Origin of the sequence: Bacillus cereus group sp. BfR-BA-01523, from assembly GCF_022662615.1 — a bacterium.
Classification (GTDB): Bacteria; Bacillota; Bacilli; order Bacillales; family Bacillaceae_G; genus Bacillus_A; species Bacillus_A mycoides.
On the sequence record NZ_JAKUDX010000010.1, the window covers coordinates 99215 to 114674 of the forward strand.

Sequence of the window (15460 nt, forward strand, 5' to 3'; positions counted from 1 at the left end):
CCGATGGGATGCAAAAGGAGAGAATTAGTATGAATAAGACATGGTGGAAAGAAGCTGTCGCTTATCAAATTTATCCACGTAGCTTTATGGATTCAAATGGTGATGGTATTGGAGATTTACAGGGGATTATTGCAAAGCTGGATTATTTAAAAGATTTAGGTATAGATGTAATTTGGATTTGTCCAATGTATAAATCACCTAATGACGATAATGGTTATGATATTAGTGACTATCAAGATATTATGGATGAATTTGGTACGATGGAAGATTTTGATATGCTACTAGATGAAGTTCATAAGCGTGACATGAAGCTTATTATTGATTTAGTTATTAATCATACAAGTGATGAACATCCATGGTTTATTGAATCAAGTTCTTCTAAAGACAATCCGAAGCGTGATTGGTATATTTGGCAGGATGGTAAAGACGGCGCGGAACCAAACAATTGGGAAAGTATCTTTAATGGTTCTGCATGGGAATATGATGAAGTGACAGAGCAATATTATTTACATTTATTCTCGCGTAAACAACCAGATTTGAACTGGGAGAATAAAGAAGTTCGTGAAGTTTTATATGATACTGTTAATTGGTGGCTTGATAAAGGTATTGATGGTTTCCGCGTCGATGCGATTAGTCATATAAAAAAAGAAGATGGCCTCAAGGATATGCCAAATCCAAAAGGGTTAAAGTATGTGCCTTCTTTTGACAAACATATGAATGTAAATGGTATTCAGCCATTACTAGAAGAATTAAAAGAAAACACATTTGCTAAATACGATATTATGACTGTTGGAGAAGCAAATGGTGTGAAAGTTGAAGATGCTGATCTTTGGGTTGGAGAAGAGAATGGTAAATTCAATATGGTATTCCAATTTGAGCATTTAAGCTTATGGGATGCAGAAAAGAAGAAAGATCTTGATGTTGTTGAGTTGAAAAAAGTATTAACAAAGTGGCAAAAAGGTTTAGAAAATAAGGGATGGAATGCTTTATATATTGAAAATCATGATAAGCCACGTATTGTGTCTACTTGGGGAAATGATAAAGAATATTGGCGTGAAAGTGCAACGGCTTTAGGAGCGATGTATTTCTTTATGCACGGCACACCGTTTATTTATCAAGGACAAGAAATTGGTATGACAAATGTTCAGTTCCCAAATATTGAAGATTACGATGATGTAGCAATTAAAAATTTATATCGTGAGAAAATTGCAGAGGGCGTATCACATCAAGATATGATGGAAATTATATGGGCTTCTTGCCGCGATAATTCACGTACACCTATGCAGTGGAACGATGAAATGAATGCTGGCTTCACAACAAGTACACCTTGGTTTAGCATGAATCCAAATTACAAAGAAATTAATGTTGAAAAGCAAAAAAATGAAGAGAACTCTATTTTCAATTTCTATAAGAAAATGATTGCCTTGAAAAAAGAGCACGATGTACTGAACTACGGTACGTACGATTTACTTTTAGAAGACGATCCACAAATTTATGCATATACACGTACGTTACAGGATGAAAAAGTCATTGTAATTAGTAATATCTCAAAAGAGGAAGCTGTGTATAATACGAGTTTATTCGCATTAGAACGCAAACGTTTGCTTTTAAATAACTATAAAGTTGCGGAACATGAACAAATAACTACAATCACGTTAAAACCTTATGAAACAAGGGTTTATCGCATTTCATAATGAAAAAGGATGCTCCTTGAGCATCTTTTTTTATGGAAAAAAATAAATTTCTATTGCAATGTGAAAACGCTTTTATTAAAATAGATTTATGAAAACGGTTGCGTAAAGAGAAAAAAGTAACATAAGGAATCGTTTTCATAAGAGAAACAGAAATTATAATTTAAATCATTATGTTGTTATAAATAAAGGGGAGGAAGAACAGATGAAAATTACGTCTTTTGATTTTTGGCAAAAGTTCGGGAAAGCATTATTAGTGGTTGTAGCTGTAATGCCAGCAGCTGGTTTAATGATTTCCATCGGTAAGTTAATTGGGATGTCTGCTGGGGATATTAACGCAGTTCATACAATTGCTCGAGTAATGGAAGACATCGGTTGGGCAATTATTACAAATCTACACATCTTATTCGCAGTAGCAATTGGGGGATCTTGGGCGAAGGATCGAGCAGGTGGTGCATTTGCAGCACTATTAGCATTCGTCTTAACAAACAGAATTACAGGAGCTATATTTGGCGTAAACGCTCAAATGTTAACGGATTCAAAAGCGACAGTTTCTTCATTTTTAGCAGGAGATTTACTTGTAAAAGATTACTTTACTTCTGTACTTGGTGCACCAGCATTAAACATGGGAGTTTTCGTAGGGATTATCACAGGTTTCTTAGGAGCTACTTTATATAACAAATACTACAATTATAATAAACTGCCACAGGCATTAGCATTCTTTAATGGAAAACGATTCGTACCATTCGTTGTAATTGTTTGGTCTACAGTCACTGCGATTGTATTATCACTTGTATGGCCATTTATCCAAAGTGGATTAAATGAATTTGGTCGCTGGATTGCAGCATCTAAAGATAGTGCACCAGTTATTGCACCGTTTGTATATGGAACGTTAGAACGTTTATTATTACCATTTGGATTACATCATATGTTAACAATTCCGATGAACTACACAGAGCTAGGCGGAACATATACGATGTTAACTGGCTCAAAGGTTGGACAAATTGTAGCGGGACAAGATCCGTTATGGCTTGCATGGATTACAGATTTAAATAACTTATTAGCAAATGGAGATACGAAAGCATATAATGATTTATTAAATAACGTTGTACCAGCTCGTTTCAAAGCTGGACAAGTTATCGGCTCAACGGCAGCGTTAATGGGGATTGCGTTTGCGATGTTCCGTAATGTTGATAAAGAAAAACGTGCAAAATATAAACCAATGTTCTTATCAGCTGCATTAGCAGTATTCTTAACAGGTGTAACAGAACCAATTGAATTCATGTTCATGTTTATTGCACCAGTATTATATGTTGTGTATGCGATTACAACAGGACTTGCATTCGCATTAGCGGATTTAATTAATTTACGTGTTCATGCATTTGGATTTATTGAGTTAATTACTCGTACACCAATGATGATCAATGCAGGTTTAACGAGAGATTTAATCAACTTTGTCATTGTTTCATTAGTGTTCTTCGGCCTTAACTTTACGTTATTCAACTTCTTAATTAAAAAATTCAATTTACCAACGCCAGGGCGTGCAGGAAACTATATTGATAATGAAGATGAGTCAACAGAAGGAACAGGAAATGTACAAGATGGTTCATTAGCAACAAAAGTTATTGATTTATTGGGCGGAAAAGATAATATTGCTGACGTAGATGCTTGTATGACACGTTTACGTGTAACAGTAAAAGATTTAGATGCCGTTGCACCAGAAGCAAAATGGAAACAAAATGGTGCTTTAGGACTTATTGTAAAAGATAAAGGTGTACAAGCAGTATATGGCCCGAAAGCTGACGTATTAAAGTCAGATATTCAAGATATGTTAGGTGCGTAATAATATGAAATTGCTAACTTTAAATTGTCACTCTTGGCAAGAAGAGAATCAAATTGAAAAAATAAAGTATCTTGCTAAAGCAATTCAAGAAGAAGATTATGATGTGATCGCATTGCAAGAAGTAAGTCAGTCTATACAAGCTGAAAATGTATGCGGTAACAAGAAAAAAGATAATTTTGGACTTTTACTGCTAGAAGAGTTAAGAGCATTAAATGTAAAAGAATACAATATTATTTGGGATTTCTCTCATATTGGATATGATGTGTACGAAGAAGGATTAGCAATTATAACAAAGCACAACATTGTAAAGGAAGATACGTTCTTTGTCTCAGAAAATAAGGATACAACGTATTGGAAAACACGCAAAATTGTAAGTGCAACAATTGCTTATAATGATAAGAATATAACGTTTTATTCTTGCCATCTCGGTTGGTGGAATGATGAAGAAGAATCATTCAAAGACCAAGTTGATCGTTTAATGGAGCGTGTAAATAGCAATGAACTTTCCTTCTTAATGGGTGATTTTAATAACAATGCTCGTTTGGAAGGAGAGGGTTATGAGTATATGATGCAAAAAGGTTTATATGACACATATGAACTAGCGATAGAGAAGGATGAAGGAACAACTGTCCAAGGAGAGATTGCTGGTTGGGATGAAAATAAACAAAACTTACGAATCGACCTAATATTAAGCAATCAAAGTAAAACAGTTACTTCTTCAAAAGTCATTTTTAATGGAACAAATCGAAATGTAATTTCTGACCATTTCGGTGTAGAAGTACAATTAGATATATAATAGAAGAAATCCTCACAGATAATGAAAAGCTGTGAGGATTTTTTGATAAATACAAGTATTCCCAAGAGAAAATACTTGTATTTTTTATGACATTTCCTATATATTTGTTATTATTGAATGTAAAACTAATTTGGTCATTTTGTATGCATACTTTTTTTACTTCGTTATATAATGAAGTAAGTGAAATATTTAATGGGAAAAATAGTATGTTTTCGTTTAATCCACGATGTAGAAAGTGATATAATTACAAAATGTATGTATCATTTTCTAAAGAAGGAAAAATATATAATTAGGTGATAACTTTTATGAAACAAATTTGGCGTATTTATAAGACAGATTTACGGAATGTAGCCAAACATTGGGCTGCAATTGTTATTGTTTTAGGGTTAATGATTTTACCATCGTTATATGCATGGTTTAACATTAAAGCTTCTTGGGATCCTTACGGAAATACGAAAGGAATCCAAATTGCAGTTTCTAACCAAGATGTTGGATCAAATTTAAGAGGGAAAGATATTAACATCGGGGAAGAAATTGTAGATTCACTTAAGAAGAACAAAAATTTCGGGTGGAAGTTTGTTGATGAAAAGCAAGCAATTTATGGAGTAGAGCGTGGAGATTATTCCGCAAGTATTACTATTCCAAAAGATTTTTCTGAAAAGATTGCAACGGTCTTGAATGAAAATCCACAGAAACCAGAACTTGATTACTATGTAAATGAAAAAGTAAATGCGATTGCACCGAAAATTACAGCTAAAGGTGCATCGGGTCTTACAGAAGAGGTTAGTAAAAACTTTGTTAAAACAGCAAACGGTGAGATTTTTAAAATCTTCAATGACCTTGGAATCGATTTAGAAACTAACTTACCGAGTATTGAGAAGGTCAAGGATCTCGTATTTAAGTTAGAAGCACAGTTCCCAGAAATGAATACACTTGTGGATAAGGCATTAGATGATGCGACTCGGGCAGAAGATGTTGTGAAAGTAGCGCAGAAAGAGTTGCCAGTTGTAGAAAGTGTTATGAATGATGGGCAAGAAGCGTTAGGGAATTTAGATAAATTCTTTGCGAGAAATGATGAAACCTTGAAACGTGCACCTGGAACAATTAAGAATAATTTAATTGTAATGCAACAAGGTTTAGATAGTGCGGCAGCAATTACGGATTTCTTAAAAAATCCATCATTTGATTCTAATCTGACACTTCCAGATCCGGCTAAATTCCCAGTGTTGCCTAATATAACTATTCCGCAAGTACCACAAATACCAGAAATTCCAGCGTTACCGCAAGTGAATGGTGAGGGGTATAAAAATATTGCTAAAAATATTGATCAAACTGTAAATAATGTTTTTAGTTCGATACGTGTCGGAACAACTTATGCACAAGGTGTTATAAACGGGTTGCAAAATGGTAATTTGGATCCGGAAAAAGCGAAACAAGATCTTAATAAGGTTTCTGAGACGCTGCAAGGTCGAGCAGATAGTGTTTCATATTTAATTGATGTCTTTACTAAATTTAAAGAGTCTGCATCAACTGATTTTGGAAAAGAATTCTTCCAAAAGAGAATAGAAAAATTAACAAACCTTAAATCAGCTATTGAAAATGCAAATGGTGGCGTTAAAGATATTGCCAATATTATTGGTACAGGGCAAGAAGTGAAACAAGATGTAAGAGACGCTACTAATAAAAAATTAGATGCAATAAATAACTTGGTAAATCAAGCAGAAGCAGATTATAATGCTACGTTTGTAGCAGATTTCGAAAAAGCAGTAAGCACAGCTGAGCAATTGAAAAACAAAGCTGAAAATGTAAAAGAAGATGCTCAGCAGTTAAGAGGGAATTTAAATCAAGATATAAAAGCAGCAAATGATTTAGTAAACCAAACAAATGAAGCATTAGACAATGGTAGAGAAAAATATGATAAGGCTGTAAATGATTACAGCAGATTAAAAACGGAGCTTGAAAAAGCAAGAGAAGACTTAAGTAACAAAGGTGTTAATGGATTAGATTCTACAAAAGTAGCCTTAAATGATTTAAATGGACAGTTCAAAGCAGGATGGAATTTAGTTAATGATATGATTCCGGTTATGGAAAGTACAAATAAAGTTTTGGGCGATGTGAATAGTGATAAAAATCTTAATGGCACAATTGCTAAGTTAAATAAAGCAAAAGATGGTTTGCAAAAAGGAATCGATTTAACTGATAAAGGAATTGACGCTATTAATAAAGGTCAAAAACCAGCAGCAGATGTTATTGAAAGTATTAACCAAGTGTCTAAAAATGTTTCGGGCCAAATTGGTGACATTTTAGCTAAATATGACTCAGAAATCACTCCAAATTTCAATGCAGCAATTGCTCGTACAAAAGAGATGTCTAAAAATACATCTCAAATTTTAGGCGAGGCAGATAAGAAGCTTCCAGATGTGAAAAAATTACTTGAAGATTCATCAAAAGGCTTAGTAGATGGTCAAAAGAAAATTGCAGACATTAAAGCTGAAATGCCGGAGACTGAGAAAAAGATTAAAGAATTAGCAGATAAAATTCGTGATTTTGAATCTGAAGAGGATATAAAAGACATCATACGCTTATTGAAAAACGATGTTGAAAAGCAAAGTGACTACTTTGCAAATCCAGTAAATTTAAAAGAGAATAAATTATTTGCAATGCCGAACTACGGTTCAGCAATGTCACCATTCTATACAGTGCTTGCATTATGGGTAGGCGCATTATTAATGGTTTCATTATTAACGGTAGAAGTACACGAAGAGGGCGCGAATTATAAGAGCCATGAAGTTTACTTCGGACGTTTATTAACATTCTTAACGATAGGTCTTTCACAAGCGTTTATCGTATCAATGGGAGATATATTCTTACTCGGTACGTACGTAGTCGATAAGTTCTGGTTTGTGTTATTTAGTTTATTTATTGGGGGAGTCTTTGTTTGTATCGTATACTCACTCGTTTCTATTTTCGGAAACGTTGGGAAATCGATGGCGATCATTTTACTTGTACTGCAAGTAGCAGGATCAGGCGGAACATTCCCAATTCAAATGACACCACCGTTCTTCCAAGCGATTTATCCGTTCTTACCATTCACATATGCAATTAGTGCAATTCGTGAAACAGTTGGCGGAATGCTTTGGGATATAGTAACTAGAGATTTACTTGTGTTAAGTGTTTTCGTAGTAGTTATGATTGTTGCTGCGTTATTACTGAAAACACCAATTAACAAATCAAGTGAAAAATTCGTTGAGAATGCAAAAGGAAGTAAAATCATTCATTAATAAAAAGGTTCCTACCGATAGTGGTAGGAACCTTTTTGTTTAATCAAATTTTAATTTCTTTAATGCTTCTGCGAATGGATTGTTTAATGGTTCTTCTTCTTTGTTCTGTTGTTTCATATATTTTTGAACGTCGCGTTTATCAGCTTTGCTGCCGGATTCTTTTTTACGTCTCTCTTGGAATGTAGAAAGTTTCTCACGATAGCCACATTTACATGCGAAAATTTGGCCCGCTCCTTCACCACGAAGTTCTAGTTTCTTTTTACACTGAGGACAGCGTGCGTTTGTAGTGCGGGATACATTTTTACGGTGACCACATTCGCGATCTTGGCATACAAGCATTTTACCTTTTTTACCGTTTACTTCTAACATCGGTTTACCACAGTCTGGACAAGACTTCGTTGAAATGTTGTCGTGTTTATATTTTTTATCACTCGATTTAATTTCAGCAACAATTTCTTTCGTATAGTTCTTCATTTCTGAAATGAATACTTCTTTCTTTAATTTTCCTTTAGCGATAGCTTCTAACTTTTGCTCCCATTCACCAGTTAGTGTAGGAGATTTCAGTTCTTCTGGCACTAAATCAAGTAACTGACGGCCTTTTGAAGTAATATGAATATCTTTACCACGTTTTTCAAGCAAGAACGAATTGAATAACTTGTCGATAATATCAGCACGCGTTGCTACAGTACCTAATCCACCAGTTGACTTTAACGTGTCAGCAAGTTGTTTGTTTTGCGTATCCATGTATTTTGTTGGGTTTTCCATTGCTGAAAGTAATGTTGCTTCATTAAAGCGTGCAGGTGCTTTCGTTTGACCTGATGTTTGGACAATTAGTTTTATGTTTAATGTATCGCCTTTTTCGATGCGAGGTAAGATTTGTTCTTTTACATCATCGCTTGCATCATCATCTTCAAACCGATTTGCATAAAGCTCTTTCCAACCAGCATGTAAAATCGTTTTTCCGCGTGCGATGAACGTTTCGTCACCAATTTTCGTGCGCAATGTTAGTTGTTCATATTCAAAGGCCGGGAATAAAACAGCTAAGAAACGTTTTACAACTAAGTCATAAATTTTACGTTCTTTATCTGTGAAAGCTGAGAAGTTTACATAGCTCTCTGTTGGAATAATTGCGTGATGATCACTTACTTTACTATCATCAACAAATGATTTATTAGATTTTACAGGTTTCTGCAATACTTTATGTGCTAAAGGACGGTATTCTCCAACTCCGCAAGCCTTCAGACGCTCTGGAAGTGTTCCGACAATATCAGATGAAATATAGCGTGAATCTGTACGAGGGTACGTTAAAACTTTATGCTGTTCATATAATTTTTGCATAATGTTTAATGTTTCTTTCGCAGAGTAACCAAATATTTTATTCGCATCACGTTGTAGTTCAGTTAAATCGTAAAGACCAGGGGCGAACGATTTCTTTTGTTTTTTATCAATGTCTACAACAGTAGCATTTTGCTTACTAATTTTGTTCACGATTGCATCAGTTTTTTCTTTATTAAAGCTACGGCTATTTCCTTTTGTATCTTGCCAAGTTAGCTTTAATCTCTCAGCTGTTTGAGCTTCGATACCATAGTAAGTTTGAGCTTTGAAATGTTTGATTTCATCTTCACGGCTTGCAATCATGGCTACAGTAGGTGTTTGAACACGACCACAATTTAGTTGGGCATTAAAGCGAGTAGTTAATGCTCGAGTCGCATTAAGTCCGATATACCAGTCAGCCTCTGAACGTGCGACAGCTGAAGCGTATAGATTGTCATATGCTTTTCCTGGTTTTAAATTTGCGAAGCCATCTTTAATTGCTTTATCGGTAACAGATGAAATCCATAGACGTTTAATCGGTTTCTGCATTTTAACTTTATCGATAATCCAGCGTGCGACCAACTCCCCCTCACGACCGGCGTCAGTAGCTATAATGATTTCATTTACATCTTTTCTAAGAAGCTGACTTTTTACAGCGTTAAACTGTTTCCCTGTTTGTTTAATAACGGTTAGTTTTAAACGCTCCGGTAGCATTGGTAAATCTTCTAAATTCCACTGTTTATAGTTCACATCATAGCTTTCTGGATCAGCTAATGTAACAAGGTGACCTAAAGCCCAAGTAACAATATATTTACTACCTTCAAGATAGCCGTTCCCTTTTTTATCACATTTCAGTACACGTGCGATATCACGTGCAACAGAAGGTTTTTCAGCAATTACAATACTTTTTGCCATGTTTAAAAACATCCTTTCAAATTTCCATACGTTAAATATAGCATACATCTTTGTTCTATTCAGTCTTGCTGACGGTTTGAGTTATTTGTGGTGAAATATACGTGTGAGAGTTTTACTTATATAAAGGCGAAGAATGGTTGAACCAGGAGAGTTCTGATCTCTATCATTCTATAAAAGTAAAGAACTTGTTATTTTACTAGAATAAGAGTAGACTTTGAAGTAGATGAATAATAAACACATGGGAGTTTGTGGATGCAAACTGAGAGTATGACTAGTCCGTCATTGACCATTTGAACCTGTTGGATAATGCCAGCGTAGGGAGAGTGTAAAAGCACATGTTCAGGCACTTTGCGTACGCGCAAAGTGCCTTTTTGTGTATCTCCCATCATTAAAGTTAGGAGATGAAAAGGATGAATATGAAAGAAATTAGTAAAGTAGTGGATTTGGTGAGAGAGTCTAATCCACTCGTGCATAATATTACAAATGTTGTTGTAACAAATTTTACAGCAAACGGTTTGTTAGCATTAGGAGCATCACCTGTAATGGCGTATGCAAAAGAAGAAGTAGCAGAAATGGCTAACATTGCGGGAGCCCTTGTTTTAAATATGGGTACACTTCGTCCTGAAGAGGTAGAAGCGATGTTACTTGCTGGTAAATCAGCAAATACGAATGATGTACCAGTATTGTTTGATCCAGTTGGGGCAGGAGCAACTTCTTATCGAACAGAAGTCGCGAGATATATTCCAGCTGAAATCGATTTAGCTGTTATTCGCGGAAATGCAGCTGAAATAGCTAACGTTATTAATGAAAAATGGGAAATTAAAGGTGTAGATGCTGGTACTGGCAACGGTAATGTTGTAAATATTGCAAAACAGGCAGCGGATGAATTAAATACAGTTGCGGTAATTACTGGAGAAGAAGATGTTGTTACAGATGGAGAGCGAACTATTCTTATTCGAAATGGCCATCCTATTTTAACGAAAGTTACTGGAACAGGTTGTTTACTAACTTCTGTAATAGGAGCATTTGTAGCGGTAGAAAAGGATTATGTAAAGGCAGCAGTAGCCGCATTAACATTCTATGGAGTAGCAGCAGAAATAGCGGCTTCGAAAACAGTAGAGAATGGACCAGGAAGCTTTCAAATTGAATTTTTAAATCAGTTAGCGAATACAACTTCAGATGATATTGAGAAGTATGGAAAGATTGAGGTTATACAGTAAGGAGGGGAACTAGATGTCGCGCATTACAATGGATGAAATGTCTAGGTTATTACGAGTATATTTTATTATGGGAAGTAACAATTGTACGAAGGAGCCACTACAAGTATTGAGAGATGCACTTGAAGGCGGTATAACAATTTTTCAATTTCGTGAAAAGGGGGAAGGGGCTTTAACGGGAGAGAAACGTATTGATTTTGCGAAAGAACTGCAAGCGCTTTGCAAGGAGTACGATGTACCATTCATCGTAAATGATGATGTGGAACTAGCCCTCGAGTTAGATGCAGATGGCGTGCATGTTGGACAAGATGATGAAGGAATTACATCTGTTCGTAAAAAAATGGGAGATAAAATTATTGGAGTATCTACACATACAATTGAAGAAGCACGCTGGGCGATTGAAAATGGAGCCGATTATTTAGGAGTTGGTCCAATTTTTCCGACGAGTACGAAAAAAGATACAAAAGCGGTTCAAGGAACGAAAGGTCTAAAGTATTTTAGGGAACAAGAGATTACAATACCGATCGTTGGGATTGGTGGGATTACAATTGAAAATACAGCTTCTGTTATAGAAGCGGGTGCGGATGGTGTTTCAGTTATTTCAGCGATTAGCTTAGCGGAATCTGCGTATGAAAGTACGAAGAAATTAGTTGAGGAAGTAAATAAGAGTTTGTAGAAAAAGCCCATGTAATATTTTAAATGCTATATGGAGGAATAGACTGCCAAAAAAGTTTAAACAAACGTTTGATTAAAAAAGCACAAACCTTTTTAAATAAAGGTTTGTGTTTTTTCTTTAAAACATAATTGAAATTAAGAGCATTCCAATTCCAATAGAAGTAAAGGTTGCGATCAGGCCCGGAATCATAAAGCTATGATTTAAAACATATTTACCAATTCCTGTTGTACCAGTACGGTCAAAGTTAATTGCAGCAACGATTGTCCCGTAGTTTGGAATGAAGAAATATCCATTTACTGCAGGGAACATCGCAATAAGTAATGCCGGTGGAATACCAAGTGATAGTCCAAGTGGCACTAAAGCACGAACTGTTGCTGCTTGGCTATACAGTAAAATAGATAGAATGAATAGTGCAATAGCAAATAACCATGGTGCACCTGTCGCTAAGTGTTGAATTGATCCTTGAATTATATTTAAGTTTCCGTTGAAGAAAGTATCTCCCATCCAAGCGATACCAAAAATAGCAACAACTGCTGTTGCGCCTGCTTTAAAGACGTTACCAGTTACAATGCTTTCCACATTTGGTTTACAGAAAATAATAATAAGAGCAGCAATGGTTAACATGACCATTTCAATTGTGTTTGGCATGGAAAGACGAGCTAACTTCCCGTCAACCATCCATCCCGGACGAAGGGCTTCAAATGAACCAAGAAGTACGACAAGGAAAGTTCCTACTAGGAAAAGGATAACTGATAATTTTGCGCCTTTTACACCCGAAAATTCTTTTTTCTCTTCAAGTTTAGGGATCATTCCCTCTTTTAATCGCTTCAAGTATTCAGGGTCTTCATTTAATTCTTTTCCCATTTTACTAGCAACGAATGCAGCTACCATACAAGCAATAAAAGTAGAAGGGATACTGACTTTTAAAATATCTAACAAGGTGATTTTATAGTCGGCTAACATTGCTAAAAGCGCAACTGTTGCAGCCGATATTGGACTAGCTGTAATTGCCTGCTGGGAAGCGATAACGGCAATTGACATTGGTCGTTCAGGTCTAATTCCTGATTCGCGAGATACTTCGGCGATAACGGGAAGTACAGAATAAGCGACATGACCAGTTCCCGCGCATAGCGTGAATAAATAAGTAACAATAGGAGCAAAAAATGTAATACGCTTTGGATTTTTTCGTAATGCTTTCTCAGCAAGGTAGACAAGGTAATCCATTCCTCCAGCAGCTTGCAAAGCACCGGCAGCTGTAATTACTGATAAAATCATAAGCATTACATCAATAGGAGGGGCTGTAGGTTGTAAGTGGAAGACGAAAACAAGTATTGCCATACCAACGCCACCCATTACTCCTAGACCAACTCCGCCTAGGCGTGCGCCAATAAAAATGCAGAGTAGTAACGTAAGAAATTGTAGCCAAAACATGATAAACTACCTCCGAAATTCGTAAGTTAAGATATATTCGAATAATTTAATTTGAATGAAAATTAAATAAACATCCGTAATACTCCTTATTTTATATACATTTTTTATTATATAACACAAGAAATGTAACATTCACGTACTTTGTTAAATTATTTCGAAAAAATAATCCGTTAAAACTTTATATTTATATGTATAAATGGGTGGACATTTTAATTTTTATGTTGTAATCTTTGAAAGAGAATATTGTAATTCTCATAGAACTCCCATATCGTTCAACTCGTTCAGCGAGAAAGGCAAACTTATGGAAACATGAGGACGCAAAACTACAGGAGCTAAGGTCGAAAGGCTATGCTAGCCAGTTGCCGGACGGATAGGGTTGGTCTTGGCCAATGCTTTTACATTGGTCTTTTTTTATTCTCGAACATATTGAGAATCATTTTCAAACAAAATATTCGTATATTTTGTTTTTTTTGTTTTTAATTTTGATAATTAAGGAAGGTGAATATTAGTGAAAAAGTATTGGCATAAGTTATCATTTCTTCAAAAGAACGTCCTATTAACTGTCTTAGTTATTTTGACGCTTGTTGGAAGTATGGGTGCATTAAGCTTCAACATGTTTCAAAATAGTATGATGTCTTTATTTGAAAGACAGTCTATTGAAACGGGAGAGATAGTGCTAAAAAAACTGGATGTAGAATTAGTTAGAGACATGACGAAAGATCCTACAGCCGAAAGAGTGAAAAAAGAAAAGTTAACAGGGCAATTAGATGAAGTGTCAAAAGAATTGAAAAGTGTTGGACAAACGTATGTTACAGGAGCAAAGGCGAATGAAAAGCGAGAGTTACAACTCGTTGGTTTGACTACAGAGTTAACAAATGCAGTCCCTGTAAAGCCGGGAGATTATTATGAACAACCCGCTCATTGGATGAATGCATACGATAAAGTGATGGATACGAAAAGGGCTCAGATGACAGAAGTATATGAAGATGAATTAGGTTCGTGGGTGACAATATTAGAGCCAATTACAGATGGAGAAAACAATATTGTTGCAATTGTTGCGGCTGACTTAGATGCTTCTATCGTTCCTAGTACAAAGAAGGATTTTGTGATACAGGGTATACTCTTTATTATTATTTCATTAGCAATTGCAACTATTACTCAATTCTTTATCGTACGTCACTCGTTAGCTCCATTAAAAGATTTACGAGAGGGATTACGTAAGATTGGTGAAGGTGATTTAAGTATTAAATTAAAAGAAAGACCAGATGATATTGGAATTATTAATGTATATTTCAATAATACGATTGATAAATTTAAAGGGATTATAGATAAAGTAAGGCAGACTGCTGAGCAAGTTTCTTCTTCTTCACAAGAATTGTCGGCAAGTACAGAGGAAAACAGTATGGCAGTTCAAGAGATTGCAAGTTCTATTGAAGGTTTAAGAGTAGGAGCGCAATCTCAAGAAACTTCAGTACAACAATGCCTAGGAATTGTACATGGAATGGAAAATAAGGTAGAAGAGATAACTGGGGCCGCGAAACAAGTTGCAGTTGCTTCAGAAGGTATGGAGCAACATTCAATTGAAGGTAATGAAGTCATTGGACAAATTATTAATCAAATGAGTTTAATCCAAAATGCAGTACAAGATTTATCTTCTATCATCTATTCGTTAGAAACAAGGTCAAAAGAAATTAGTGATATTGTAACTGTAATTACAGGTATTTCAAATCAAACAAATTTATTAGCCTTAAATGCTTCTATTGAAGCTTCACGTGCTGGAGCAGCTGGAAGAGGGTTTGCAGTTGTTGCTGATGAAGTGCGCAAATTAGCAGAACAAACTGAAACGTCAGCGAAAGATATAGCGAAATTAATTAGTGAAACGCAGACTGAAACAGAAGAGGCTGTAGTTTCAATGCAGAAAGGTTCAAAAGAAGTAGAATCTGGAATTACTCTTGTTCAAAGTAGTGGTGCGTTCTTCGAGAAAATTTCAAAGTCAGCACAGTCTGTTACAGATCAAGTTAGGGCTGTTTCTAGCAACTCAGGTGATATTTTACAAAATAGCCAGAATATCGTTCAAGTCGTAAATGAATTATCACATATCGCGAATACTTATGCGAATAGCAGTAGTAATGTTGAAGAAAGTATGAAGGAGCAAGAAATATCAGTACAAGATATTGCAGAATTAGCTACATCTTTAAGTTGGCTTTCACAGGAGCTACAAGAGTTGATTGGAGAATTTAAAAGTTAATAAAAAATATAAGGTGTAGATATAATCTGCACCTTTATTTCTTTAATT

The 15460-nt window shown here is 35.4% G+C and carries 9 protein-coding genes and 2 riboswitches; of the genes, 7 read left to right on the plus strand and 2 right to left on the minus strand.

The window, feature by feature from the left end; all coding sequences use genetic code 11:
- Positions 1-29 precede the first annotated feature (29 nt).
- The 4 genes from MR066_RS21445 to MR066_RS21460 all read left to right on the plus strand — a co-directional run bounded on the left by MR066_RS21445 (position 30) and on the right by MR066_RS21460 (position 7611).
- Positions 30-1694: a glycoside hydrolase family 13 protein gene (locus tag MR066_RS21445; protein WP_061688654.1), complete on the plus strand. Its 1665-nt coding sequence runs from the start codon at positions 30-32 to the stop codon at positions 1692-1694.
- Between the two features lie 202 nt (positions 1695-1896).
- A complete protein-coding gene (locus MR066_RS21450) occupies positions 1897-3534 on the plus strand; it encodes a PTS transporter subunit IIBC (RefSeq protein ID WP_061688653.1) in 1638 nt (545 codons plus the stop codon).
- A 4-nt stretch (positions 3535-3538) separates the two neighbouring features.
- A complete protein-coding gene (locus tag MR066_RS21455; protein ID WP_061676160.1) occupies positions 3539-4330 on the plus strand; it encodes an endonuclease/exonuclease/phosphatase family protein in 792 nt (263 codons plus the stop codon).
- A gap of 305 nt (positions 4331-4635) precedes the next feature.
- Positions 4636-7611, plus strand: a complete 2976-nt coding sequence (locus tag MR066_RS21460; protein ID WP_242248462.1) for a YhgE/Pip domain-containing protein — start codon at positions 4636-4638, stop codon at positions 7609-7611.
- A gap of 39 nt (positions 7612-7650) precedes the next feature.
- On the opposite strand, the gene topB is transcribed toward MR066_RS21460, so the two are convergent.
- Positions 7651-9840, minus strand: a complete 2190-nt coding sequence (gene topB / locus MR066_RS21465; RefSeq protein WP_242248463.1) for a DNA topoisomerase III — start codon at positions 9838-9840, stop codon at positions 7651-7653.
- A gap of 228 nt (positions 9841-10068) precedes the next feature.
- Positions 10069-10178, plus strand: a riboswitch (TPP riboswitch).
- A 72-nt stretch (positions 10179-10250) separates the two neighbouring features.
- Here topB and thiM point away from each other — a divergent pair.
- Together thiM and thiE are read left to right on the plus strand one after the other, a co-directional pair.
- Complete coding sequence (gene thiM, locus MR066_RS21470) at positions 10251-11060, plus strand: hydroxyethylthiazole kinase (RefSeq protein WP_242248464.1); 810 nt, start codon at positions 10251-10253, stop codon at positions 11058-11060.
- Positions 11061-11073: 13 nt separating this feature from the next.
- The gene (gene thiE / locus MR066_RS21475) at positions 11074-11733 is read left to right on the plus strand and encodes a thiamine phosphate synthase (RefSeq protein ID WP_215553025.1); all 660 of its coding nucleotides are present in this window, start codon (positions 11074-11076) and stop codon (positions 11731-11733) included.
- A gap of 117 nt (positions 11734-11850) precedes the next feature.
- Here the strand turns inward: thiE and MR066_RS21480 are convergent, their stop codons facing one another.
- On the minus strand, positions 11851-13164 hold the full coding sequence (locus MR066_RS21480; protein WP_242248465.1) for an anaerobic C4-dicarboxylate transporter family protein: 1314 nt from the start codon (positions 13162-13164) through the stop codon (positions 11851-11853).
- A 282-nt stretch (positions 13165-13446) separates the two neighbouring features.
- Positions 13447-13531, plus strand: a riboswitch (cyclic di-GMP riboswitch).
- Between the two features lie 141 nt (positions 13532-13672).
- Between MR066_RS21480 and MR066_RS21485 the strand changes: the two genes are divergently transcribed.
- Positions 13673-15412: a methyl-accepting chemotaxis protein gene (locus tag MR066_RS21485; RefSeq protein WP_242248467.1), complete on the plus strand. Its 1740-nt coding sequence runs from the start codon at positions 13673-13675 to the stop codon at positions 15410-15412.
- The last annotated feature ends 48 nt before the right edge of the window (positions 15413-15460 follow it).

Coding starts and splice junctions, on each gene's coding strand:
- thiE (WP_215553025.1), top strand. CDS start 11,074: ATGTCGCGCATTACAATGGATGAAATGTCTAGGTTATTACGAGTATAT.
- thiM (WP_242248464.1), top strand. CDS start 10,251: ATGAATATGAAAGAAATTAGTAAAGTAGTGGATTTGGTGAGAGAGTCT.
- MR066_RS21480 (WP_242248465.1), bottom strand. CDS start 13,164: ATGTTTTGGCTACAATTTCTTACGTTACTACTCTGCATTTTTATTGGC.
- MR066_RS21450 (WP_061688653.1), top strand. CDS start 1,897: ATGAAAATTACGTCTTTTGATTTTTGGCAAAAGTTCGGGAAAGCATTA.
- MR066_RS21455 (WP_061676160.1), top strand. CDS start 3,539: ATGAAATTGCTAACTTTAAATTGTCACTCTTGGCAAGAAGAGAATCAA.
- topB (WP_242248463.1), bottom strand. CDS start 9,840: ATGGCAAAAAGTATTGTAATTGCTGAAAAACCTTCTGTTGCACGTGAT.
- MR066_RS21460 (WP_242248462.1), top strand. CDS start 4,636: ATGAAACAAATTTGGCGTATTTATAAGACAGATTTACGGAATGTAGCC.
- MR066_RS21445 (WP_061688654.1), top strand. CDS start 30: ATGAATAAGACATGGTGGAAAGAAGCTGTCGCTTATCAAATTTATCCA.